Below are 232 nucleotides of genomic sequence, written 5' to 3'. Positions count from 1 at the left end.
GAATCGTCGCAGCAAATTGCGAAAGAGCGCGGCATCGGCGAAGATGCACAGCCACAAGTCTATTTGCCGAATATTCGTGCCTATCGCGTTGGTCCGGAGCTGATCGACTGGATTTACGGCCGGAATTTACGTGAGCTGGGTATTTACCGACAGACGGGATGCTACATCGAACGCATTCGACGCCACTGCATTCTCGCCAACCCTGATGGGGATGCCATCCTGCAGGAAGGGG

Annotated in this window: 1 pseudogene; it reads left to right on the top strand. The window is 55.2% G+C overall.

Features of this window, described 5'->3' with window-relative positions:
• Positions 1–232, top strand: a pseudogene (locus tag ACYP03_RS28270) (aspartate:alanine antiporter); the annotation flags it as partial.

The sequence above is a fragment of the Photobacterium sp. R1 genome (assembly GCF_054600795.1).
The sequence above is the reverse complement of the archived record's forward strand: the minus strand, read 5'-3'. Positions and strand labels throughout refer to the sequence as shown.